The 23,507-nt window shown below is 26.8% G+C and carries 21 protein-coding genes; 8 read left to right on the forward strand and 13 right to left on the reverse strand.

Annotation, left to right across the window (positions count from 1 at the left end; genetic code table 11):
• Positions 1–4: 4 nt before the first annotated feature.
• Both BRSU_RS10945 and BRSU_RS10950 read right to left on the reverse strand, forming a co-directional pair.
• Positions 5–775: a hypothetical protein gene (locus tag BRSU_RS10945; protein WP_048595394.1), complete on the reverse strand. Its 771-nt coding sequence runs from the start codon at positions 773–775 to the stop codon at positions 5–7.
• A 139-nt stretch (positions 776–914) separates the two neighbouring features.
• Positions 915–2,408 carry a hypothetical protein gene (locus BRSU_RS10950; protein WP_014486883.1) on the reverse strand — a complete coding sequence of 498 codons (1,494 nt, stop codon included), beginning with the start codon at positions 2,406–2,408 and terminating at the stop codon, positions 915–917.
• Between the two features lie 153 nt (positions 2,409–2,561).
• Here BRSU_RS10950 and BRSU_RS10955 point away from each other — a divergent pair, with 153 nt between their 5' ends.
• Positions 2,562–3,056 carry a tRNA (cytidine(34)-2'-O)-methyltransferase gene (locus BRSU_RS10955; protein ID WP_048595395.1) on the forward strand — a complete coding sequence of 165 codons (495 nt, stop codon included), beginning with the start codon at positions 2,562–2,564 and terminating at the stop codon, positions 3,054–3,056.
• 155 nt (positions 3,057–3,211) lie between these two features.
• Here the strand turns inward: BRSU_RS10955 and BRSU_RS14875 are convergent, their stop codons facing one another.
• A complete protein-coding gene (locus BRSU_RS14875) occupies positions 3,212–3,472 on the reverse strand; it encodes a fumarate hydratase (protein ID WP_245158094.1) in 261 nt (86 codons plus the stop codon).
• A 350-nt stretch (positions 3,473–3,822) separates the two neighbouring features.
• The gene (locus tag BRSU_RS10965; RefSeq protein WP_048595396.1) at positions 3,823–4,659 is read right to left on the reverse strand and encodes a flagellin N-terminal helical domain-containing protein; all 837 of its coding nucleotides are present in this window, start codon (positions 4,657–4,659) and stop codon (positions 3,823–3,825) included.
• A 304-nt stretch (positions 4,660–4,963) separates the two neighbouring features.
• Between BRSU_RS10965 and BRSU_RS10970 the strand changes: the two genes are divergently transcribed.
• Entirely contained in the window at positions 4,964–5,953 is a 990-nt protein-coding gene (locus BRSU_RS10970; RefSeq protein WP_048595397.1) for a M28 family peptidase, read from the forward strand.
• 193 nt (positions 5,954–6,146) lie between these two features.
• Entirely contained in the window at positions 6,147–6,854 is a 708-nt protein-coding gene (locus tag BRSU_RS10975) for a zinc metallopeptidase (protein ID WP_048595398.1), read from the forward strand.
• Positions 6,855–6,954: 100 nt separating this feature from the next.
• On the opposite strand, the gene BRSU_RS10980 is transcribed toward BRSU_RS10975, so the two are convergent.
• The 3 genes from BRSU_RS10980 to BRSU_RS10990 form a co-directional block, all read right to left on the reverse strand.
• On the reverse strand, positions 6,955–8,124 hold the full coding sequence (locus BRSU_RS10980) for a variable surface family protein (protein WP_083997903.1): 1,170 nt from the start codon (positions 8,122–8,124) through the stop codon (positions 6,955–6,957).
• 154 nt (positions 8,125–8,278) lie between these two features.
• Entirely contained in the window at positions 8,279–9,439 is a 1,161-nt protein-coding gene (locus BRSU_RS10985; protein WP_083997904.1) for a variable surface family protein, read from the reverse strand.
• Positions 9,440–9,593: 154 nt separating this feature from the next.
• A complete protein-coding gene (locus BRSU_RS10990; RefSeq protein ID WP_083997905.1) occupies positions 9,594–10,754 on the reverse strand; it encodes a variable surface family protein in 1,161 nt (386 codons plus the stop codon).
• Positions 10,755–11,023: 269 nt separating this feature from the next.
• Between BRSU_RS10990 and BRSU_RS10995 the strand changes: the two genes are divergently transcribed.
• On the forward strand, positions 11,024–12,442 hold the full coding sequence (locus BRSU_RS10995; protein WP_048595399.1) for an AAA family ATPase: 1,419 nt from the start codon (positions 11,024–11,026) through the stop codon (positions 12,440–12,442).
• A gap of 35 nt (positions 12,443–12,477) precedes the next feature.
• The gene (locus BRSU_RS14220) at positions 12,478–13,359 is read left to right on the forward strand and encodes a hypothetical protein (RefSeq protein WP_053082765.1); all 882 of its coding nucleotides are present in this window, start codon (positions 12,478–12,480) and stop codon (positions 13,357–13,359) included.
• An 85-nt stretch (positions 13,360–13,444) separates the two neighbouring features.
• Here BRSU_RS14220 and BRSU_RS14505 read toward each other — a convergent pair whose 3' ends face one another.
• From BRSU_RS14505 to BRSU_RS11010, 3 genes are all read right to left on the reverse strand, one after another.
• The gene (locus BRSU_RS14505) at positions 13,445–13,540 is read right to left on the reverse strand and encodes a MetS family NSS transporter small subunit (protein ID WP_020064978.1); all 96 of its coding nucleotides are present in this window, start codon (positions 13,538–13,540) and stop codon (positions 13,445–13,447) included.
• Positions 13,541–13,559: 19 nt separating this feature from the next.
• Complete coding sequence (locus BRSU_RS11005) at positions 13,560–15,062, reverse strand: sodium-dependent transporter (protein WP_048595400.1); 1,503 nt, start codon at positions 15,060–15,062, stop codon at positions 13,560–13,562.
• A gap of 232 nt (positions 15,063–15,294) precedes the next feature.
• Positions 15,295–16,422: a CdaR family transcriptional regulator gene (locus BRSU_RS11010; protein ID WP_048595401.1), complete on the reverse strand. Its 1,128-nt coding sequence runs from the start codon at positions 16,420–16,422 to the stop codon at positions 15,295–15,297.
• Positions 16,423–16,801: 379 nt separating this feature from the next.
• Here BRSU_RS11010 and BRSU_RS11020 point away from each other — a divergent pair, with 379 nt between their 5' ends.
• Positions 16,802–17,932 (forward strand): glycerate kinase family protein, encoded by a 1,131-nt coding sequence (locus tag BRSU_RS11020; RefSeq protein WP_048595403.1) that lies wholly within the window; start codon positions 16,802–16,804, stop codon positions 17,930–17,932.
• Between the two features lie 476 nt (positions 17,933–18,408).
• Here BRSU_RS11020 and BRSU_RS11025 read toward each other — a convergent pair whose 3' ends face one another.
• A complete protein-coding gene (locus BRSU_RS11025) occupies positions 18,409–18,858 on the reverse strand; it encodes a hypothetical protein (RefSeq protein WP_209435153.1) in 450 nt (149 codons plus the stop codon).
• Between the two features lie 139 nt (positions 18,859–18,997).
• Here BRSU_RS11025 and hisB point away from each other — a divergent pair, with 139 nt between their 5' ends.
• Both hisB and hisH read left to right on the forward strand, forming a co-directional pair.
• Positions 18,998–19,600 carry an imidazoleglycerol-phosphate dehydratase HisB gene (hisB, locus tag BRSU_RS11030; protein WP_048595404.1) on the forward strand — a complete coding sequence of 201 codons (603 nt, stop codon included), beginning with the start codon at positions 18,998–19,000 and terminating at the stop codon, positions 19,598–19,600.
• 140 nt (positions 19,601–19,740) lie between these two features.
• Positions 19,741–20,373 carry an imidazole glycerol phosphate synthase subunit HisH gene (hisH, locus tag BRSU_RS11035; RefSeq protein ID WP_048595405.1) on the forward strand — a complete coding sequence of 211 codons (633 nt, stop codon included), beginning with the start codon at positions 19,741–19,743 and terminating at the stop codon, positions 20,371–20,373.
• A gap of 1 nt (position 20,374) precedes the next feature.
• On the opposite strand, the gene BRSU_RS11040 is transcribed toward hisH, so the two are convergent.
• Complete coding sequence (locus BRSU_RS11040) at positions 20,375–21,928, reverse strand: FAD-dependent oxidoreductase (RefSeq protein WP_048595406.1); 1,554 nt, start codon at positions 21,926–21,928, stop codon at positions 20,375–20,377.
• 180 nt (positions 21,929–22,108) lie between these two features.
• Entirely contained in the window at positions 22,109–23,506 is a 1,398-nt protein-coding gene (locus BRSU_RS11045) for a 2Fe-2S iron-sulfur cluster-binding protein (protein WP_048595407.1), read from the reverse strand.
• Position 23,507 lies beyond the last annotated feature (1 nt).

The raw sequence follows: 23,507 nt of genomic DNA on the forward strand, positions 1-23,507 counted from the left end.
AATTTTAATTATTTGTTCTTGGTAATAAATTATCACCTTGTTGAGGTAAAGCTGCTGGGTTATTTGTACCTTGCGGTATAGCTGTAGCATTAGTATCTCCTATTTGAGGAGGAAGTATGCTTGCCTCACCTAATACAGTAGTATTTCTTTCTATTACTGCTTTATCTTTTAAATCTTGTATATCTCTTTGTACTAATTGTTCAGCATAAGCATTTTTATATAACTGAGCAATATAAGGAGCTGTTTCTGTATTATAAGCTGTAATTCCATACATTTGAGTCAATTGCTGTTTAGCTTGTTCAAAGAATGCCTGAGCCTGTTCTGGAGTAGGATCTGGTATATTTTTAGCAGCATCTGCCATAAGTTTTGTAACATAATACTGGAATTTTATATTTCTTATTGAAAGATTAATAAAATCTTTAGCTTCTTGTGTTTCGAAGAATTTTTCTTCTTCTGCTTTATTTATTAATAAAATAGAATTTATCAACTGATCTGCATAGATTTGTTTAGTAGTAGCATCATTAGCATACATAGCTATTTGTTCTGGTGTAGCACCTTGAAGTATTAAAGAAGCTTCTAAATCTTTACTAAAATTAGTTTGATTAATAGTAAAATCATCTACTTTTAATACCCATTCACCTTCTCCGCCTTTCAAATAAGCTAGAGAATCTGATGAAGTTGTTGATCCACTTCCGCTTCCTTGAGTCTGTGAGCAAGCTATTATAGAAAATGAAGATATTATCAATATTAATTTTTTCAGGTTTTTCAAACTCATAAATACTCCTTAAAATAAAAAAACAATTTAATAATAGTATAGTGTATCATATATAAATATTTCTGCAAGTATAAAACATATAAAATTTACATATATAAACTTGACAAAAATAATTAATTCCTAAATAAATAAAGAAATATTATTTTTTTCCTGAATACATATTAATTACTAAATTAGGAAGTTCTTTTTCTAATATTCCATACCAAATAGATTTTCTTCTTTTTAGTGTTTTACTGCTCATAGCAATATTCATTAATTTATTATAGGTTTCATTAGCCTTCTGAACATTCTGAAATATTGGTATATGATTAGCAGGGAAAATCTCTGATATATTAGCTTCTATATCTTTCTTAATAACAACATCATATATAGGCAAAACTTTTTCATATCCGGCACAAATACTTTCTGCATATTCTAAAACCATTTTATCAAAATCCGGAATAGTTTTTAGCAACTTAATAATCAAAGCAAAAGTATCTATAGCCTCTTTATAATTTTCTTTAACTACATAAGCTCCGTTTGCCTTATCGCATAAATCACATATAGTTGAATTTGTATAGCTTGATATATATTCATTTACATGCTCATCTATTTGGAAAGGAGGCATTGATTTAGCAACTTTTGATATCAAATCTAAAATTGCTGTAAACATTCTCTGCTTCCATAAATTACCTTTAACACTTTTAACAAGCTCTTCCATCTCTGTGAAGAAATGCTCTTTATATTTTTCATCCGGATTGAATATCGCTTCTACTATCGGTATTTCAGTACCTTTAAATGATATCATACCATTATCATAAAAAGATATTATATCCTTTTCAAATATTTCACTTTTAACTTTACTGTTTTCTTTCAAAAAGTTAAACTGTAAATTTTTAGTTACTATCACTTTATTTTCTTTAGGGGCCAAAGTATTTGCTCTTGCCTGCATTCTAGCCGCATTATTAATTAAAAATCCTGATAAATCTCCGTCTTCAGTAATAATCAAAGAACTATTGGTATTACCTCCGGATATTCCAGCACTGATTTTAAACTCAGGCAAACCGCTTGTATCTACACTTGGGTATTCATTCAATAATCTTTTCTTGCTTAACACACCTATTATAGCAATGGTAGCACTCAAAGCATCTGTTGCTGTAGGGCATACCATAATTATTTCATCACCCTGTTTTCTATGTGATATAACATTATAAAATCTTGTTACTTCGCTTACTTTATTTTGCATTAAATCATCTAAGGCATGCATTTTGGAAAGATTATTTTTATTTTCTTCGCAGAACTTTGTATAACCATGTATATCAAGCATTGCTATATAAATATCAGCTATTGAAAGGCTTAATTTTAAATCTCCAGCAAAATTATATTTTTGATTTTCAGTAACGAATTGGGACCATAATTTCGGGTAGAGTTCTTTATCTAAATTATTAAAAAAACCCCAATTAATTTTTCGTATGAGATCAAATAAACCTTTTAATATTTTCTTATGGTCATGTACTTTTTCAAAATTAACATTTTTAGCATAAGTAAAAATTTCTGAAAATGTTTTTATTTCTCCTGATACTATTTTTTCACTTAAATGAGTGTATAATTCATATTTGGAAGTGGATTGGTTAAATTCTTCTATTTTGTTCACTTTCTTCCCTTACCTTAATTTGATCTAAATAGCCATGTTATTACTTTAACTTATAAACAAAAAAAATCAATAGATATTATAAAACATATTGAAAAAAATATAATCTATACTAGAATAAAATAAAAATAAATTGATAAAATTTAGTGTGGAATTATGTATCAAAAAAAAATAAATGATGATTTTAATATAATTATAGCTCTATATCGTCCTGAAATACCTGCTAATACAGGAAATATTGGAAGATTATGTGTTGGACTTAATATACCTTTACATATAGTTTCCAAGCCTTCTTTCATAATAAGTTCTAAAGAAGTAAAACGTGCTGGACTTGATTATTGGGAACATTTGCAATTAGTAAAGCATGAAAATGAAAATACTTTTTTAGAATACTGCAATAATAACAATAAAAGAATAGTGCCTATTACGAAATTTGGAAAACATAGATATGATGAGTTTCTATATTCTAATAATGATATACTTTTATTTGGCAGAGAATCAACTGGGCTTAGAGAATCATTATGGGAAAATGATTTAGAGAATTCTGTATATATACCTATGAGTGATAATATACGTTCTATAAATGTATCGAACACTGCAGCTATAGTTGCTTATGAAGCATACAGACATATTGTTCTAATTAATAATTAAATTATTTATTATAAAATTATTAACTATAAATAACACAGTTAGAAAATTTTATATAAATATTATTATATTTATTAATTAATAAAAATTTATTTTGCATTCGGTAATAATATTTTTAAATTCTAAATAAATTTTGGGTGGGTTTTATAATTGTAGTGTTAACCTGTAAAAAAATTATTGATACTAAAATATTTAATAAACATAATTTTTACTGCTGAAACCTTTAAGTCAGTTGTGATTCTCAATTTATCAGTATCTAAAATATTATAATGTATTATTGCAGGAGTATTATTAGTAGTATTTTTTCTGTCTATCGGATCATTTAATACCGACTTTCTCAAATAGCTTTTTGTATATCCTAAAGCAACACCTTTATTAATAGCATCTGTTAAATTAACGCCGGTAAAATGCACATCCATTCCTATTATCCATATATATAATAGCCATACCAGTATCCTAACATATAGTCTTCAATTATTTAGAAGCTAAATCAGCATTTTCTATCAAAACATCAAGAATATTTTGCAATTTTATTTTCTTCATTATTATTTTTAATTTTAATAATAGATTTTTTAATATAATCATTCAAATAAATACTAGAATTTGTACGTAATTAAGCACAGTTTCTGTTATAAGATTAACATCTATCTCACGCATAAAAATCCTTTTATAAATAAAAACATTAAATTTAAATAAAAAAATAAAAGCCCACTAATATTTCTATTAATGGGCTTTATATCTACATTTGTAATAAGTCGCTTAAATCAAATTATCCAATAATTCTCATTATAGATTGGTTTTTCATATTAGCGTTAGCTAACATAGCAGCACCTGTTTGTTGTAAGATTTGTTCACGAGTATAAGCAACCATAGCAGAAGCCATATCAGCATCACGTATAACACTTTCAGAAGCGATAGTATTTTCAGTAGCGATCATTAAGCTTTTTACCATAGATTCCATTCTATTTTGAACAGCACCTAATTCAGCTCTTTGAGCTACAACCATTTGAATACCTTCATCAATTCTTCCTAAAGCTTGGTTAGCAGTTTCAACAGAAGAAATAGAAATAGGAGTATCTCCTCCAACTTGTAAGTTAGCAGCAGTCATAGAACCTATATTAACAGATACTCTTTGATCCATATTAGCGCCTATGTGGAAAGTCATAGGAGTTTGACCATCAGCAGCAAAACGTCCTGTTAACATGTTCATTTTGTTGAATTCAGCTTGAGAAGCGATTCTGTCAACTTCAGCTACTAATTGATTAACTTCTACTTGGATTAAAGCTCTGTCGCTGTCAGAATATATACCGTTAGCAGATTGAATAGCTAACTCTCTCATTCTTTGCATAATGTTAGTAGTTTCATTTAAATAACCTTCAGTTGTTTGAATGAAAGATATACCGTTTTGAGCGTTTCTAGTAGCTTGTTGTAAACCACGATATTGAGAACGCATTTTTTCAGATACTGCTAATCCAGAAGCATCATCTCCAGCAGTGTTAATTCTCATACCGCTAGAAAGCTGTGCTATAGTTTTAGTCATTGAACTTCCTGTTAAGTTCAATTGTCTGTTTGCATTTAATGCAGAAATATTATTGTTGATAATCATAACTACCCTCCATGAATAGTGCTTAAAATATTTTGTAATTTTATTTTCTAAAGCTATCTATATTATGCATTTTATATCTGTTTAGTCATCCCCTACAAAACAGTAACATAATATTAACTTCACGTACCCCATATTATAATATCTTTTAAAAAAAAGTAAAGACTAAATTTTTATAAAAAAATTCCGATAGAACTTTTTACTGTATTATCATACATTAAAACAGGCTATTTTATTGACTTTTTGTTATTATTAAATTAAAATTAATGAACATAATATAAATAAAAATACTTGGTTGCAAAAAAATATGAAATATATCACAATGCTTTTTATAGTAATGACTATATTATTATCTTCATGCAGTAATGCTAAAGCAAATACAGCTCAAAAAGAAAACAATCAAAAAATTAATGAAAATTTTTATTTCAATGCTGATAATGCATATAATTATATAAAGAAACAAACAGATTTAGGTCCACGCAATTACGGCAGTGAAGCTCATAAAAAAGTAAGAGAGTTTTTCAAACAAGAAATTTCTAATCTTGGATATGAAGTTCATAGTCATAATTTTGAAGCTCCTTACATAAAAGGAAGAAAAGGAGAAAATATATATGCATTTCTTAAAGGCAAAACTGATGATTATATAATTATTACTAGTCATTTCGACAGCCGTTCTGTTGCTGAAAAAGACCCTGTACAATTTAATAGAGATAAACCTATAAGCGGTGCTAATGACGGAGCAAGCAGCAGTGGAGTTTTACTTGAACTTATGAAGGCTTTAAAAAATTATAATGATTTGCCTTATAGTGTATGCTTTGTACTATTTGATTTGGAAGATGATGGAAATCTATTTGATGTGGAAGGTGATTCTTTAATAGAAACCGATTGGATACAGGGAAGCATTGCTTTTTTGAATGAAATTATATTAAGAGATAAAGTAATAAATAAACAAAAAATAAAATTTGGTATACTTCTTGATATGGTTGGAAGTAAGAATGCAAAATTCAGATATGAAAGTTTTGCTCATACATATTATTCTGCAATATACGATAAAGTTTGGAATTATGCTGATAACTTGGGATACAAAGAATATTTTATTGAAGGACATTATGGTACTATAGTAGATGATCATACTCCGTTTTTAATTGAGAGAATACCTTTCATCGATGTTATAGATATGGGATATCCATTTCATCATACATCACAGGATACTATCGATAAATTAGATAAAAAGACTTTAGAAGCAGTAGGAAAGACAATCGAATATACGATAAAGAACGCTAATAAAGTTTATTAATTTTCAGTCATAAACGAGCAGCTGATAACTTATGAATAAAAATAAAATTGTAATCTATTATAAAATAATTATATAACATACAAAATTTAATTTTACATTAAAACTATTAACATTGTTATAGAAAAATGTTATAATTATTGCAATTAATTCATATATTTACAAATGAAAAATACTAAAAAATAGGAGGTTTTTAATGTTTGGATATTTTGAATATTATTTCGGATATATATGGATACTAATTCCGGGAATACTTCTCGGTTTCTGGGCACAGATGAAAGTAAAAAGTACTTATGCTAAATATAGCAGAATGGAAAATAAAAGAGGTATTACAGGAGCACAAACTGCAAGATATATTTTAGAAGGATATGGAATAGATATACCTGTTGAAAGAATAGGCGGTACATTAACAGATCATTACGATCCTTCTGCAAGAGTATTAAGGCTTTCTTATGGAGTTTATGATGGTACAGATGTTGCTGCTTTGGGGGTTGCTGCTCATGAGGTAGGACATGCCATACAGCATAACAGAGGATATGCTCCGCTTTCTATAAGAAACGGTTTTTATCCTTTATGTGCTATAGGTGATCAATTCGGACCTTTCTTAGTATTATTGGGTATTATGATAGGAGGTGCCGGAAGTTTTTCATATTATATTATGATGGCTGGTATTATACTTTTTGCATTTGCTGTATTCTTCTCTTTAGTTACTTTACCCGTAGAATTTGATGCGTCTAACAGAGCTATAAAGATATTGGATAAAGGCGGATTTTTAGACAGTGAAGAACTTGACGGAGCTAAAAAAGTTTTATCTGCTGCCGCTTTAACTTATGTTGCTGCTGCTGTTACTGCTATACTTACACTTTTAAGACTTTTAATGTTAGCACAAAGAAGAAGAGATTAAAATTTTTAAATTAAAAAATATAAATAAAATGGTAGGTATTTACTATTAACAAATAAATACCTACCATTTTTTATTTTATCATATAAATTTTTCTTTATAATTAAAATTCAGGTAAATACCAAGTTATTCCTGTAGTAGAAGCAAAACTAACAGGTACACCTGTAGAATCTGAATCACTATTATTAACATCCATTTCAAAATACCATTCTAAATCTTTTACCGGTGTTATATAAAGCTCTGCATAAGCACCCCAAGATAAATAATGATTAACTTTAAAATCATAATTAACTTTTTCATCTGGATCTTCATATTGTATTTTTCCTAAATATCTAGCCTTATAACCTAAAGAAGGCTCAACATAAAGTGATACTATATCACTATTAGCGGTTACTCCCAATACTGCCTGCACTGTTACATCATAAGGATTCTTATCCCATTTAGCATTGATATTTGCTGGTGCTGAAACAGGACGATCTGGATAATAACCTTCTATTGGTTCAAACATACCATCTAATGATCTTACCATAGTATTAAATCCATGCAAAGCTGTATTATATGCTATTTTAATAAAAGGATTGATAGTTACATTTCCAACAGCAGTATTCAAAAAATAGAATCTTGTTTCAAAACCAAATGATCTTGCAAAAAATTCTTCCTCATAATTTTTAATAGTATGTGGAGCATTTTTGTATCCTAATTGTCCATATTTTACATATAATCTTATTTCATTAAAAGCATCTATACCTGTATAATATCTTATTTGCGTATCAGTGCTTATACCTAAATAATCATATGAATAAGAGATATTACCTTGTTTATCAACTTTTTGAACATTACCATTATATACTAATATTTGTACAGGAATAACTATCCTCAAATTATCATTTAAAGCATTAATCATAAGTACTGGAGTATGAGAACCAAAATTATCACTAATAGGAAGCGGTGTAGTATAATTATAACCTAAACCTATACTAAAAGCCTCGGAAGTATATCCTATACCGCCGGAAATGGTTGCTCCAAAATAAGTACCAACATTATTATTCAACAAAATATATCCTAATTGAGTTGGTAAACTTTGAGTTCTAAAACCGAAAGTACCTTTAATTGTACTATTACCTAAAACAAATCCTAATTGATCCATTCTAGCTCTAAACTGATTGCCGTCTGTAAGAAAATCAATCCAATCGTCCTGATCTCCATACATACCAAATATTGAACAATATGACATACTTAGTAATGCCATCATAATTAGAAAAAACTTTTTCATTGTACACACCTAAATTTAAGTTTATATTGTTATTATACTAAAAAATATAAAAATGTAAAATTACCGAAGAAGTCATTTAATAAAATTGGAAGTATTGATTATAAAAAACAAATGCCTCCCATTTTTTATTTTGTCATATAAATTTGCTTTAGAATTAAAATTCTGGCAAATACCAAGTTATTCCTGTAGTAGAAGCAAAACTAATAGGTATACCTGTAGAATCTGAATCACTGTTATTAACATCCATTTCAAAATACCATTCCAAATCTTTTACAGGTGTTATATAAAGCTCTGCATAAGCACCCCAAGATAAATAATGATTAACTTTAAAATCAAAATTAACTTTTCCATCTTGATCTTCATATGTCAATTTTCCTAAATATTTAGCCCTATAACCTAAAGAAGGCTCAACATAAAGTGATACTATATCACTATTAGCTGTTACTCCCAATACTGCCTGCACAGTTACATCATAAGGATTCTTATCCCATTTAGCATTAATATTTCCTGCTGCTGTAGCGGTACGATCTGAACTATAACCTTCTATTTCTTCAATAACACTATCTAATGATCTTACCATAGTACTAAATCCATGCAAAGCTGTATTATATGCTACTTTAATAAAAGGATTAATAGTTACATTTCCAACAGCAGTATTCAAAAAATAGAATCTTGTTTCGAAACCAAATGATCTTGCAAAAAATTCTTCATCATAACTTTTATCCGTATATGAACCGCCTTTATATCCTAATTGTCCATATTTTATATATAATCTTATTTCATTAAAAGCATCTATACCTGTATAATATCTTATTTGAGTATCAGTACTTATACCTAAAAAATTATATAAATAATTAATATTATCCGTCATATTCATATTGCCATAATGTACTAATATTTGTATAGGAATAACTATCCTCAAATTATCATTTAAAGCATTAATCATAAGTACTGGAGTATGAGAACCAAAGTTATAACTAATAGGAAATGGGGTAGTATAATTATAACCTAAACCTATACTAAAAGCCTCAGAAGTATATCCTATACCGCCGGAAATAGTTGCTCCAAAATAAGTACCAACATTATTATTCAACAAAATATATCCTAATTGAGTTAATGAACTCTGAGTTCTAAAACCGAAAGTACCTTTAATTGTACTATTACCTAAAACAAATCCTAATTGATCCATTCTAGCTCTAAACTGATTGCCGTCTGTAAGAAAATCAATCCAATCGTCCTGATCTCCATACATACCAAATATTGAACAATATGACATACTTAGTAATGCTGTCATAATTAGAAAAATTTTTTTCATTGTATACACCTAAATTTAAGTTTATATTTTTATTATACTAAAAAATATATAAATGTAAAATTACTGAAGAAGTCATTTAATAAAATTGGAAGTATTGATTATAAAAAATAAATACTTCCAATTTTTATTTTATCATATAAAATTTTCTTTATAATTAAAATTCTGGCAAATACCAAGTTATTCCTGTAGTAGAAGCAAAACTAACAGGTATTCCTGTAGAATCTGAATCACTATTATTAACATCCATTTCAAAATACCATTCCAAATCTTTTACAGGTGTTATATAAAGCTCTGCATAAGCACCCCAAGATAAATAATGATTAACTTTAAAATCAAAATTAAATTTTCCATCTTGATCTTCATATGTCAATTTTCCTAAATATTTAGCCCTATAACCTAAAGAAGGCTCAACATAAAGTGATACTATATCACTATTAGCTGTTACTCCCAATACTGCCTGCACAGTTACATCATAAGGATTCTTATCCCATTTAACATTAATATCTTCATATGATTGAGCAGGACTATCTGGATAATAACCTTCTATTTCTTCATACATACCATCCAATGCTCTTACCATGATACTATATCCATGCAAAGCCGTATTATATGCCACTTTAATAAAAGGATTGATAGTTACATTTCCAACAGCAGTATTCAAAAAATAGAATCTTGTTTCAAAACCAAATGATCTTGCTAAAACTTCTTGCGTATAATTTATAGTATCATGCGGATTAATTTTATATCCTAATTGCCCATATTTTACATATAATCTTATTTCATTAAAAGCATCTATACCTGTATAATATCTTATTTGCGTATCAGTACTTATACCTAAATAATTATCTCTATAGTACCCAAGTTGATCAATACTTTCATTATGTACTAATATTTGCACAGGAATAACTATCCTCAAATTATCATTTAAAGCATTAATCATAAGTACAGGAGTATGAGAACCAAAGTTATCGCTAGTAGGAAATAAGGAATGGCTAGTATAATTATAGCCTATGCCTATACTAAAAGCCTCGGAAGTATATCCTATACCGCCGGAAATGGTTGCTCCAAAATAAGTACCAACATTATTATTCAACAAAATATATCCTAATTGAGTTGATGAACTTTGAGTTCTAAAACCGAAAGTACCTTTAATAGTACTATTACCTAAAACAAATCCTAATTGATCCATTCTAGCTCTAAACTGATTGCCGTCTGTAAGAAAATCAATCCAATCGTCCTGATCTCCATACATACCAAATATTGAACAATATGACATACTTAGTAATGCCATCATAATTAAAAAAATCTTTTTCATTTTGCACACCTAAATTATATTGATATAATATATTATACAAAATTAAACAAATGTAAATACATATACATTATTTAATATTCATATAATATAAAAATAATAATGTAAAAAAATATATATACTTAAAATAAAACCAAACATAGATATAAAAAATAGATAAAAATTCATATTAGTAATTAATAAATAAAAATGGTATATATTTTTTTAATAATATTTCGATATTATTATTTTTTATGATATAATTAATTAACCTTATTCAAGGATAAAACATAATGGAATTAAATATAAAAAATTTCTCAAAAATAAAAGAAGCTAATATAATAATAGACGGTATTACTGTAATAGCTGGAGAGAATAATACAGGAAAAAGCACTATAGGAAAAATTTTATTTTCTTCTTTTAACAGCACTCAAAATATATTTGATGAAATATACGAATCAAAATTTACACCTATTATAAAAAACTTAAAAGATTTTATGAAAGAATTATCTGAAAATAATGAATCAATAAAAAAATTAATTCCAAACTTTAACAATAATAACAATAATAACAATAATAACAATACACCTTTTTTTTGGGGTATCATATCATCTATAGTCTCAGCAGCTGCAGATGTTTTACCTTTATTGTTATTAGAATTTAGATTATATGGTACTTTATCTGGTATAAATAAAAAAAAAGAAAAAAGAAATATTGAAAGTACAAGTGACTTAATTATTAATATTATAGTTGATTTGACAAATGAAAATGATAAAAAAAACACCTATGATGTTTTAAAAGATAATCTCAAAGAATACATTGATATAGAAGATGAAAAAAATATTGAAATTATAAAGAAATATGCTTCTAAAATTGAAGAATATATAAGTATCCCAAATGAAAAAATAGCATATAAAAAGATTGATAAATATTTTAACTCAATTTTTAATAATCAAATAAATAGCAGAATAGATAAAAATACTGTATCAGAAATCAATGTAATGGATTTATCATTTAAATTTCAAGATGATATATGTATAGAATCAAAATATAATAATACTTATGATAAAAATGTTTATTTTATAGATAATCCTTTTGTATTGGATAAAAAACGTGATGAAAAATATATGACTAAGTATGAATATCATTTAATTGAAAAAATATATAATAATACCAACAAAATTAACATAGCAGACATAATATTAGCAGAAGAAAAACTTGAAAAAATATATAATAAATTATCAGAAGCTATAAATGGTAAAATCATAAACAAAGACGATGATTTTTATTTAGAAGAAGAAAATTTTATAGAACCAATTTCAATACATAGCTTATCAGCAGGATTAAAATCATTTGCTATAATAAAAATGTTAATAGAAAGAAATGCATTGAAAGAAGAAGATATTTTAATTTTGGACGAACCTGAAATACATCTTCATCCTAAATGGCAGCTGCTATATGCTGAAATAATAGTATTATTGCAAAAGATATTCAATGTTTATATAATAATAACAACACATAGCCCTTATTTCTTAGAGGCCATAGAAATGTACTCAAAAAAACATAATTTAAATGAAAAGACAAATTATTATCTATCAGATATAGAAAACAATTATTCTATTTTTTATTTAGTTAATAAAAATATAGAAAAAATATATTATAAAATGGTAAAGCCTATAGATGAGCTTGAAGATTTATCAAATATGTTTTAATGAAGTATTATAAAATATAAAAAAGGTATAACTATATGGATCCAAATATAATTGATAATCTACCTGATATATTGAAAAACAATATGGATACATTTAAAAAAACATCTGAAGATTTTTCTAAGAAAGATAATCCTGAATATATGACTGATTGCGAATATTCTGTTATTAATTTTGATGAAGTTACTAAAGAATATAAAAGAAATAATAAAATAAATATGGATCCTAAATCTAATGATGCACTTTATATTGATGATGAAAATTTGTATTTTATAGAATTTAAAAATGGATATTTTAATGTTAATTTTAATGTAAACCATATAAAAGGATCTATTTCTAATGCTTTTATTGATGCTGAAGATAACAAAACAAAAGAAAAGATAGTTTTTAATAATTTTAAAGGAAGCATTAAAGGAGGGTTCACAGGATATTGTGAAGGAAGTTTTAATACTAATATGAATAGTGAGAACAATTATAACTTTGATGGCTCTATTGAAGGATATTCTTCTAAATGTGAGATAACAGATAAAAATACAAATGAAAAATACAATATTAGAGGAGACATTAAAGGAAATTTTAGAGGATATATCAATGGTAATACTATACTGGATGATTTAAAAACAAAAATATATGACAGCTTATTCGTTTTATCTAATATTAAGCATAGTAATGGTGATTATTATATAGAAAATATACTTGATTTTTCTAGAAAAAATATAATATATATAGCTGTATATAACGAAGAAAATAATCCCAAAACTAGACAATCACATTTCAAAAAAAGAGCAAATATGCCGGAAATAACAAAAAGATACAATATGGATAAAATACTATCATTAAAAAATTTCATATTTAAAGAAGTATATTTATATAGTAAAGAACAATTTAGAATGAATTTTATTGATAAAATTAAGATTTAATAATACTAAAATATTATTTTAATAATAAAAAGGCATAGACTTAAAGAATAAGCCTATGCCTTATATTTTTAATTCAAATTATAATTTACATCTTTCTTAAAGCTATTCCTAAAAAGAAAGCAAATCCTCCCCAAATAGCTAATAAGCTGAATCCCATAAATATAGCAGAATCTAATCCCATAATTAATTCCTCCTTTTATTTATTTTGTTTGATGAGGTATATTAGGCTGTCTGTCTTTAAATTTAGCCAATAATATTCCAGCTATAAATGCTATAACAGGCATTGACCAACCTAAAGCGAATAATGCCCAAGTAGGATAACCGCCATAAGGTGTTTTGAAATCATTTATTAATTTTAATGATAACATTATAGCCAAGAATACAGGAGTTAAGAATTTCAAACAGAAATCCCACCAATTACCTACTCTGAATTCACTTACTGTATTAATAGTTTCTTTAAATGATCCAAGTTTATATACCCAAGCAACTAATATAATCTCTATTAAACCACTTACTACAATATTGTAATTGTTTATGAAAGCATCAACTATATCAAGTATAGAAAGTCCGCTTCCTGTAGCATATACCATAGATATAGCACCTTGTATTATAATAATAACAATACTTACTTTTTTTCTATTGAAATGGAATTTATCTATAAATGAAGATATAACAACTTCAGCAAGTGAAATAGCAGATGTTAATCCTGCAAATGAAAGTACCAAGAAGAATACTACTCCAAATAATCCATTAAAACCAGGTAAAGAGTTAATAGCTTCAGGGAATACCATAAATGCTAAACCTATACCGCCGCTTCCTGCAACTTCAGCAACTGGTTTTCCTTGAGAATAAGCCATATAACCAATTATACTGAATACTGTTATACCAGCAAATAAACTGAAACTAGTATCAGCAAAACCTGTCATAAATGCATTATTTGCTATATCTGAATCATCAGGCAAATAACTAGAATAAGTAATCATTATACCGAACGCTACAGACATACTATAGAATACCTGACCATAAGCATCTATCCAAATTTTAGGATTAGCAAGTTTAGAAAAATCAGGTTTGAACATATAATCAAGTCCAGCTAAAGCTCCAGGTAAAGTTACACCTCTAATAAGAATAATTACAACTAATATAGCTAATAAAGGCATAAATATTTTATTTGCTTTTTCTATACCATCTTTAACACCGCCAATAACAGAAACTAATATAATAACCCAAACAATAATTAATGGTATAGCAACTCCAATATTAAAATTGCTGAGTGAAAAACCATCTTGAAGTTTTAAATACTCTTTTGTGAAGAAACCAGCTGTATCAGCTCCCCATTTTAAACCTTGAATAGAAAAGAGTCCGTAAGATAATGACCAAGCAATAATGACTGAATAATAAATAACTATTGCAAAACATGTAAATACTTGTAACCAACCTAACCATTCCCAAGAAGGGTTCAATGCCTTCAAAGCACCAGGTGCACTTTTATGAGTTTTATGACCTATAGAAAACTCTAGTATCATTATAGGTATGCCCGCAGTAAGCATAGCTAAAAGGAAAACTATCATAAAAGCACCACCACCATTAGATGCAACCATATATGGGAAACGCCATATATTACCTAAACCAACAGCAGAACCTATAGCAGCAAGTATGAATCCAGCTCTAGTTCCCCACTGTCCTCTGTGATGATGACTCATCTTTCCTCTCCTTATTTTTATTTTTTCATTATCAATTTTTTATAATATATGTAAAATCATAAAATATCAATACTTTTTATAGAAATTTTTTATTTATTTTTTCACATAAAATTTATATTAAAACCATTAAATTATTTTTTACATAATTAGATATTATTAATAATATAGCATTTATATATACTTAAAATTGTAATGAATATCACAATATTTTATAATACTTACAATTAAACAACTATTTTTCTAATAAAGCTGCTATAATATAAAATTTGATTCTATCTGTATGATTTTTAATAGGATCAAGACATAAAACTTCTTTAATTTTTTTCATTCTATGCAAAATAGTATTTCTATGAAGAGATAATTCTTCACAGGTTTTATTAATATTAAGATCATATTTACATATAGTTATTATAGTTTCTCTGAAAGTAGAATTTTTATTAATAATATTCAATGTATTTTTTAGAATCATAGAAGAGCTAAAATAACCTTCGTTTAAAACAATATATTCTAATATATAATCTTCTATAAAGTAAATATCGTTATTTGTATATTTAATATAATTAAAAAGAAAATTAGCCTGTTCAAAACTATTAGGTATATTATCTAAACTATTAACTATACATCCGCACATAACAGAAAATTTTATTTTTATTTCTTTTCTGAGATATTTAAAAAATGATGATACTGTTTTATTTTTATCATTATCATTCAAACTTTTTATAATGATAAACTGCCTGTTTCCAATATTAGAAATTATATCCTGATTGCTAAAGTATTTTATTAATTTTATTTTCTGAAATATACATTCAGATATTTTTTTTATATCATACTCATCATTTTTTTCTATTTTAATTAAACATACCATTCTATTAATATTAAATGAATAGCCATTATTTTCAGCCCATATATTAATAGATGATAAATATTTATAATTTTCTTTGGATATGATTTTATATATATAATTATTTAATGTTGTTTGTTTTAATGTTTTTTTATCAATATCAATCTCTCTTTCAATTAATATTTCAGTAGTCATTTTTATGATATTTGCTATTAATTTTATTTCTTTAGGATCTCCTGTAACTCCTACAACTCCTATAAGTTCATTATTAAATATAAGAGGCATATTAATACCTGGTCTGCTGCTTTCCTTATCATTATCTATAAAATTAAAATAATTCATATTTTTAGAATTTTTTAATACTTCCAAAGCTCCCAAATTTATTTTTCCAATTCTCCCCTTATCTCCGCTTGCAATAATCTCCCCATATTCATTCATAATATTAATATTGACTTCATAATCTATAACTTTCATTATCTTATCTAATAATCTTTGAGCCATTTCATTATCAATATACATAAGCACCTTGAAAATAATTAATTTTTTATATATTATCCTTTAATATATAAAAAAAACAAGAAAATATTTGCACTTTAAAATACATATATGCCTAGCAGGATTAAATACTAGGCATATAATATGGTATTGGAACAAATTTATTATAAAAAATAATTATGATTAGTATCACTAAAATTAATGTATTGTATCAACAAAATAAAAAACTATATAAAACTCCTTACATAATTCAATTATATTTGTTTTAGTTATTTTAATTATATCAAAATTGTATATATATTTCTTTGTATCATAAATACAATTTTTTAAATATTTATTGTGTATATTAAACAAAAAAGTAGATATAAAAAATATAATAGATAAATAATAAAAGGAATATAGTATGAAAAAAATCATAATAATACCGGATTCTTTCAAAGGCAGTGCAAGCAGTTTAGAAATTTGCAATTATATAGAAAGAGGAGTATTAAAAGTTATTAAAGATGCTGATATAATAAAAATTCCTGTTGCTGACGGAGGAGAAGGAACTGTAGAATCTATACTTTATGCAGCAGGCGGAAATATCAAAAAAATAAATGTAAGAAATCCTGAAGGCAAAATAATAGAAGCTAAATACGGAATCATTAATAAAGAAAAGGCTGTTATAGAAATGGCAGAAGCTTCAGGACTTACTTTAGTTGATGATAAAACAAGGAATCCTTTAAAATATTCTACTTACGGAACTGGCGAATTTATAAAAGATGCTGTCAATAACAATATAAAAGAAATTTTAATAGGAATAGGCGGAAGTGCAACCAATGACTGCGGTATAGGTATGGCTAATGCTTTAGGATATAAATTTCTTGATAAAGATAATAATGAGCTTGAAGCAATTGCTGAAAACATGATGCATGTTGCTGATATAGATGATAGTAATGTTGATAAAAGAATATTTGATATAAAAATAACTGTTGCATGCGATGTGAAAAATCCTCTTTATGGAAAGAATGGTGCAACTGCTATATATGGAAAACAGAAGGGTGTTACAGAAGAAACTTTTTATATACTTGATGACGGACTTAAAAATATAGCAAAAATCATAAAAGAAAAATTTGGAAAGGAAATAGACTATATGGAAGGTGCCGGTGCTGCAGGAGGACTAGGAGGAGGACTTGTTGCTTTTTGTAATGCTAAGCTAAAAAGTGGAATAGATGCTGTGCTTGATATAATAGATTTTGAATCAAAAATAAAAGATGCTTCTCTTATAATAACGGGAGAGGGAGCTATTGACGGACAAACTAAAGAAGGAAAAGTGCCTGTAGGAGTTGCAAAAAGAGCCGGAAATATACCGGTAATTGCTATAGTTGGTGAGATAAGAGAAGGAGCTGAAATTGTATACGATTTGGGTATTAAATCTATAATGCCTCTATGCCCAAAAGCTATGACTCTTGAAGAATCTATTTATAATACTTCTGTTTTAGTGGAAAATGCTTCTGAAAGAGCATTAAGATTTATAAATATAGATTTAAAATAAATATTATAAAATATTATAATAAAAAACATAATTGAAATATATTGAAATGATTTTAGTTTATCAAATATTAGCCATATGGGCTTTCCGCACGGTACTGCAAATTATTATATATAGACAACTATACGTGCGGCTGATTACTTATTATTATACGAAAATTAATAATTTATATTATTCTTTTTACAGCGACAGCGTCAAAGAACATTATATCCTCGATAAACTTGGATACGCTTCGCGAAAGGCTGCATTTTGATTTAAATTTAGTAATTTATCTTACATGCAAAACAATTTTAGTATGATTTAGTACTAATTTTATACTTGCACTTTCGCGAAGCGTGCCTGTGGCAGCAACTTTGGCGAAGCCCGCAGAGCGTAAGCGGCGGGAAAAAATTGACTAAAAAAATGACAAACTCTAAAATTTTAGTATATATAGATGCGTACAAAGTATATTTGTTTCAATATATTAATTTTTTAATTATTTATGATTGATGTAAGTTATCAGAAACACCATAAATATTAAAATATCTCACTTCTATATTTTCTATATCATCATCTATTTCTTTCAATGAAAATTTTAAATTTAGTCCCATTAAATATGTATTATCTAAAGCTATATATCTTTCATTCTTATTATCACCTTTAGGCATATAATCATATACTTTAATGTTAACATCTATATGAACATCGCTGATTATATATCCTTCTTCAAATACTTCTGTAGTAATAAGCATATAATTATTTATATAATCATATTCGCTATAGGCATTATCAGAATACTTTTTTAATATAAATAAATCTAAATAATTCTCCACGCCTTCTTTTATTTTCTTCTCAATATTAGAATCTTTATAAATTTTATCTCTCACTTCTTCTTTTGTAATTCTAGGTTTATAATCATTAAAACTATTCATAGCATCTAAATTATTCATTATTATTTCTCCTAAACATTTATTAAAAATACTTTTATCAATTAAAATATATTATTGCAATTATATATTAAAAATGATATATATATCAAATATTAATAATAATAAATAATTATAATTTTTATAAATGGAGAATAATAAAATGAGAGTTTCTGAAATAGAAAGAAATACTAATGAAACAAAGATAAAAATTAAATTAAATATAGACGGAACAGGAAAATACAAAAACAATACTAAAGTAGGATTTTTGGATCATATGCTTGATTTGTTTGCACGCCATGGGAGATTCGATTTAGAAACTATATGCGATGGGGATATTCATATTGATTATCATCATTCTGTGGAAGATGTAGGAATTGTATTAGGTAAATGTTTTGCTGAGGCTTTAGGAGATTTGAAAGGAATTAAAAGATATGGTAATTTTAGTATGCCTATGTGCGAGGCCCTTACTATGGCTGCAGTTGATATATGCGGAAGAAGTCATTTAGTTTTTAACAGCGATTTAAAACATGAAAAAGTTGGGGACTTCGATACTGAACTTGTTAAAGAATTTTTTACAGCATTTACTAATTCTATGAATATTACTTTGCATATAAATACTTTATATGGAGAGAATACTCATCATATAATAGAATCTATTTTTAAAGGTGTGGCAAGAGCTTTAGCACAGGCTTGTGAAATAGATGAAAAATATAAAAATGAAGTATTATCTACAAAGGGAATGCTTGAAAATAATAAAAATTAAAAAATTGATTTTTTGCTTTTATTATAAAAGGCATATAATTAATATTTTTTAATTTATTCTGCCCGCCCACCCGCCCCTATACTTTGACTTTTATGTTTTATTTTAGTATAATGACTTTAATAAATTAATAGGATTTTTTTATGACAGCTATAATAGATTATGAAGTAGGAAATTTATTCTCTCTTATGTCATCATTAAAGTATATAGGAATAGATGCTAAACTTACAGATGATGAAAAAACTATAAAAGAAGCCGATGCTTTGATACTGCCGGGAGTAGGAGCTTTCAGAGATGCTTTAGCAAAACTTGAAAGAAGAAAAGACGGAACATTAAAGAATACTATTATAGAAGAAGCTAAAAAAGGAAAATTAATTTTGGGTATATGCTTGGGTATGCAAATGCTTTTTGATAAGAGCTATGAATACGGTGAGTATAATGGACTTGGACTTATAAAAGGAAATATATGCCCTATAGAAAAAGATTTAAAAAATAAAGATTTGAAAGTGCCTCATATGGGCTGGAATAATCTTAATATAAAGAAAGAAGATAAACTATTTAAATATATTAATAATATGGAATATGTTTATTTTGTACATTCATACTATGGTAAGGATTGTGATGAAAGTATAATAGCTGACAGTGAATATGATGTTCAAATACCAGCTATAGTAAAAAATTATAATGTATACGGAATACAGTTTCACCCTGAAAAAAGCGGAAATACAGGACTTAATATATTAAGAGGCTTCAAAGATTTAGTACAAAAAAATTAAATTAAAATAAAGCTACTCTTGCCCTTTTAATCTCTGTTCTGTATCTTTTTATTTCCCATTCAGTTCTGTTTTTATCCCATTTAAGTATATTAGCCATTTCTTCTGCTATATGCTCTGATATTAAAGTACCGCAGTCATTCTCTGTTAATATAAATCTTAGTCTTCTTATCATTATATCATCTAAATGCATAGCATGTTCAACTTCTACAAAATATTTTATGAGTCCTCTGTTGATTCTATAATCAAGACCAACCTCCACTAAAAGAGATGAATCATTTTTGCAAAGCTCATTTAATTTTAAAATCAAATTAACAGAACCGAAATAATCTATAAGGAATTTAACTAAATCTTCATTTAAAACCAATTCAACATTTTTCTCAAATTTATTATTAACAACTTTCTGATTACTAAACCATTTATAAGGCTTGCCGTACATTTTTACTAATGTCTTCATAGTAACAGCAGAAGAAGTTGTAAAGTTTCCGCCTTCAACTAAAAAGAGTCTGTATTGAGGATGAGAATGTATTTTTACCTGTGAAGGATTAAGAGGCATCATTCCGGATTGAGTAGTTATTATATGGTTTTTATTAACAATAGAGCTGAAATAAGTATTATATATATCAAGCAAATATTCAGCTTCATCACTTGTAGTGTATATACAATTTAAATCATGAGTATTTTTTTTAATTGTAGGTCCTATGATGGTATTGTTCTTCCAACGCATTAAAAATACATTAGGTCTTGATTTTATCTTAGGAAGAATAACAGATTTATTTATATGAATCAAATCGCTGTCTATGATTAAATGACTTCCCTTAACATAAACAAGTCTGTCTTCAAAATTTCCATTAGGAAGAAGAGAACTTATACTATGTCCCCAAGCTCCTGCAGCTATTAATATAGTTTTAGCATTTGCTGTATATACTCTTCCTGTTATATGATCCGTAAAAACTACATTTTCTATTTCTTTCTGATTATATTCAAAAGCCTTAACTTCACAGTAGTTTAATATATCCGCTCCGAACTCTTCAGCTTTCAAAAGAAGTTCTATAACATATCTGGAATCATCTAATAAGCCTTCATAATATTCTACAGATGCTATAACATCATTATTTATCAAATCGGGCAATGCATCTAATGTTTCATTTCTGCTAAGTGATTTATGTCTTTTAGTTTTTCCAAACAGGGAAAACATATCATATAGCATCATTTTTATTTCTTCTCTTAAAAGCCCTGTACTACTATGTTCATATATAGGATTGATAATGCCAAAATGTTCGGATGAAGCCTTATACATAAGGTTATTTCTTTCTCTTACTCTATGAATTGTATACATTAAATTTTTACTATTCATATCATTAAATCCGCCTGAAAGCATTTTGGAAGTTCTGGAAGAAGAACCGAAAGCAAAATCATGCTTATCAAGCAAAAGTACGGAAAGTCCTACTCTGGAAGCCTTTAATGCTATAGTAGCACCAATAACCCCGCCGCCTATAATAATAATATCATATTTTTTATTACTATTTTGGAGTATCTCAGCTCTTGTTTTTGGCATAAATAAACTCTCCTTTTATTGTTTATAAATAAACTCGCTATACATTAGCTGACAACTTCCTTCGTCAGTTATCAGCTGCTCGTTTATCGTTTTTTATTGTTTATAAATAAACTCGCTTTGTATTAGCAATAATAAAAAAATAATATATAAGCCTCATATATTCTAGTATATACAAAATCATTATAAATACAAATATTTTAACAATTCTCTCAAACTCATACGATTTTTACTACTTTTCAAAAAAGCCTGCATCTCTTTAACCTTGCCATGATTATCTATATAATGCCCCTCAAACTCACCAAGATATGATATAGGAAAACTTAAATAAGCATTATAAGCCAAAACAGAAAAATTCGGACTAAATACTATATAATTACCCTTATTTTTCTTGGCAAAATCAATCATATTATCATTATCATCTAATGAGTCGCCTACTATAATAAATTTTTTAAATTTTTCATTATATATATAATTATCGTCAAATATAGAATGCTTTATATCCTGCTTTAAATCTCTTATAGAAAAATCATTAATATTTGTATAATTATCTCTGATATTTTTTGAATTGGTAGCCATTCTATTTTTTTTGAATATTAAATTTTGTATTCCCAAAGAATCAATAAATTCATTGAAAGCCTTAATATCTTCAATAGGATACATACTAGAGTTTAAAGCCAAAGTAGATTCTGCCTCAATATCATTAATAAATTTATGATACAATTCTTTAGCCTCATCAAACTCATACTGCATACCGCTGTAAAAAGGCTTTTCTAATGTATTATTTGAATAATAATCCAGCTTTCTTCCATAATCGCATATTCCGTATTTTTTGCCCTTTGGAGATGATATATCTTTTATACTATAATCAATATAACTGTATTTAGCATCGCATAAATGATTGCATCCTATACAAAAACTGTCTATGCTTCTTACTGTACTTATATCATCATTGATTTTATTATCTATATCCCTTTGAACTTCAAATACATGAGTAGGACATAAATCTGTTATCATAGAATTATATCCGTCTACAACTTTATAATCTTCGCATATACCGCAATTAATACATCTGTCAAAATTGACATTTATAAAGTTAGGAAGATTCATTTTTTCTACTATATTCTTTAATTCTATTAAGTTAATATCATTTTCATCGAATGCATTTGGAGATGCCTCTATTGAAACATTATAAATATCTAAATATTTTTTTAATCTGCATATATAGTCAGCCTTACAGCTTTCACATATAGGCTCATGCATATAAAGCATAGCCTTTAATAAAGAAGTTCTATATCTTATAATATCATCATCATGCTCATTTAAAACACTCATTCCATTTTCTACTATTTCATTGCAGGCATATTTATAAGAATAATCATTTTCATTTTTTTTCTTTACTTTAACCAAGCATAATTTGCATCTTAGAATATTATTTTTATCTTCAAAAGTATTTGTACTATTTATTTTATATGAGCATAAATGAGGTATATCTATATTGATGTAGGACAGTGCCTGAAGTATAGTATATCCTTTCTGAGATGATACCGTCTTTCCATCAACATTAAATTTTACTATCATT

The sequence above is a fragment of the Brachyspira suanatina genome (genome assembly GCF_001049755.1).
Taxonomy (GTDB): domain Bacteria; phylum Spirochaetota; class Brachyspiria; order Brachyspirales; family Brachyspiraceae; genus Brachyspira; species Brachyspira suanatina.